The sequence below is a fragment of the Streptomyces phytophilus genome (assembly GCF_013870535.1).
In the GTDB taxonomy this organism is placed as follows: Bacteria; Actinomycetota; Actinomycetes; order Streptomycetales; family Streptomycetaceae; genus Streptomyces; species Streptomyces phytophilus.
Window position 1 is genome coordinate 1 of the sequence record NZ_JACBXC010001044.1, and the last position, 2,173, is coordinate 2,173.

The 2,173-nt window shown below is 70.0% G+C and carries 4 protein-coding genes; all 4 read right to left on the reverse strand.

Translation table 11 applies throughout. The features are described from left to right. Nucleotides 1-473, reverse strand: a 473-nt coding sequence (locus tag H5J30_RS28805; protein WP_309505662.1) for a flavoprotein, incomplete at its 3' end; no start/stop codon positions are given. Nucleotides 474-562: 89 nt separating this feature from the next. Next, the gene (gene rpoZ, locus H5J30_RS28810) at nucleotides 563-835 is read right to left on the reverse strand and encodes a DNA-directed RNA polymerase subunit omega (RefSeq protein WP_018836705.1); all 273 of its coding nucleotides are present in this window, start codon (nucleotides 833-835) and stop codon (nucleotides 563-565) included. 31 nt (nucleotides 836-866) lie between these two features. Further along, nucleotides 867-1,460: a guanylate kinase gene (gmk, locus tag H5J30_RS28815; RefSeq protein ID WP_181790211.1), complete on the reverse strand. Its 594-nt coding sequence runs from the start codon at nucleotides 1,458-1,460 to the stop codon at nucleotides 867-869. Between the two features lie 38 nt (nucleotides 1,461-1,498). Next, nucleotides 1,499-1,822, reverse strand: coding sequence for an integration host factor (locus H5J30_RS28820; protein ID WP_018836707.1), 324 nt, complete (start codon nucleotides 1,820-1,822; stop codon nucleotides 1,499-1,501). Between the last annotated feature and the right edge of the window lie 351 nt (nucleotides 1,823-2,173).

Sequence of the window (2,173 nt, forward strand, 5' to 3'; positions counted from 1 at the left end):
ACGACGGCGCCGCGGGCGCGCAGCGTGGCGACGTTGGCCCGGGTGGCGGGGTGCTCCCACATCTCGGTGTGCATGGCCGGCGCGAAGACGACCGGGCAGGAGGCGGTGAGCAGGGTGTTCGTCAGCAGGTCGTCGGCCAGGCCGTGGGCCGCCCTGGCCAGCAGGTCGGCGGTGGCGGGGGCGACGACCACGAGGTCGGCCCGCCGGCCGATCCGTACGTGCGGGACCTCGTGCACGTCCGCCCAGGTCTCGGTGGCGGCGGGGCGGCCGGACAGGGCCGCCCAGGTGGCCTCGCCGACGAAGTGCAGCGCGGCGGCCGTGGGCACGGCCCGTACCGCGTGGCCCGACTCGGTGAACAGCCGCAGCAGCTCGCACGCCTTGTACGCCGCGATGCCGCCGCTGACGCCCAGCACCACCTCGGCCGGCGCCCCCGCTCCCGCCGCCGCCGTCTCCTCGGCCGCCGCTTCCGCCATGTCCCGCTCCCCGCCGCTCGTCGTCTGCTCCCCCCATGACACACCACGGGCCCGGCAGCCGCGCTGCCGGGCCCGTGGATGAGGGATGCCTACTGCGCGGGGCCCTCGGTGGCCTCGGAGGTCAGCAGACCCGCGTTGATCTCGCGGAGCGCGATGGACAGCGGCTTCTCGTGCACGTGGGTGTCCACCAGCGGGCCGACGTACTCCAGCAGGCCCTCGCCCAGCTGGGAGTAGTACGCATTGATCTGCCGCGCGCGCTTCGCCGCGTAGATCACGAGGCTGTACTTGGAGTCGGTCGCCTCAAGCAGCTCGTCGATCGGCGGGTTGATGATGCCCTCGGGCGCGGTGATGGGAGAGGACAACCTATCCAGCCTTCCAGTGGAACTTCACGAATCAAACCTGCATCAAGGCTAGCAGCTCGGCGGAGACGTCCTCGACGGAGGTGTTGACAAGCGTCGAGTCGAACTCCTCCTCGGCCGCCAGTTCCGTACGGGCCGCGGCCAGCCGGCGCTCGATGACCTCCGGCGGCTCCGTGCCGCGCCCGGTCAGCCGGCGCACCAGCTCGTCCCAGCTCGGCGGGGCGAGGAAGACCAGCAGCGCGTCCGGCATGCTCTCCCGGACGAGCCGCGCCCCCTGCAGGTCGATCTCCAGCAGCACGGGCTCGCCGGCCTCCAGCCGCTCCAGCACGGGCCCGCGCGGGGTGCCGTACCGGTTGCCGGAGAACTGCGCCCACTCCAGCAGCTCGCCGTTGGCGACGAGCTTGTCGAACTCGTCGTCGCTGACGAAGAAGTACTGGACGCCGTGCCGTTCGCCGGGGCGCGGTCTGCGGGTCGTCGCGGAGACCGAGAGCCACACCTCGGGATGGACCTTGCGCAGATGCGCGACGACCGTGCTCTTGCCGACCCCGGAGGGGCCGGAGAGCACGGTCAGCCGCGGACGATCTGCCGGCGGGACGGGGGCCGCCCCCCGGGAGAAGGCTGTACTCATGCAGCGATTATCCCGGTTTTCCGGAGTGCCTCGGAACGTCAGGAACCGGTGCTGCCGAACTCGCGCTCCAGCGAGGCGATCTGGTTGGAGCCCAGACCGCGCACACGACGGCTCTCGGAGATGCCGAGCCGCTCCATGATCTGCTTGGCGCGCACCTTGCCCACGCCGGGCATGGACTCAAGCAGGGCGGAGACCTTCATCTTGCCGATGACGTCGTTCTCCTGGCCCTGCTTGATGACGTCGTGCAGGGACGCGCCGGAGTGCTTCAGTCGATTCTTGACCTCGGCGCGCTCCCGGCGAGCCGCTGCGGCCTTCTCGAGCGCGGCTGCGCGCTGTTCAGGGGTAAGGGGCGGAAGAGCCACGCCTACGTCACCTCGGATGTCGAACTAATCGGATATGGAACGGTGTGGAACCTAGTGGCCCCGCACCTGCGGAGCAACGAGCAACGCCCTGGCGCCCGCGCTCTGATGACGGAGACTAGCGGCCGAGAAGGCGCCAGTCAGCGAGAACAGACGAAAAGTCCTGGTCAGACTCAAGTTCCGCGACAAGTTCTAGGTATATGACCCGGTTTATGAGGATACGTTCCGTACGTCATCGGCCAATTGTTCGGCCGCCGCCCGCAGCCTCGCGATATCGGGTCCCTGCGCCAGCACCGACCGGCTTGCGCTCGGCAGGACTTGGGGCAGCACGGCCCCGAAGACCCGCGGAAGGTC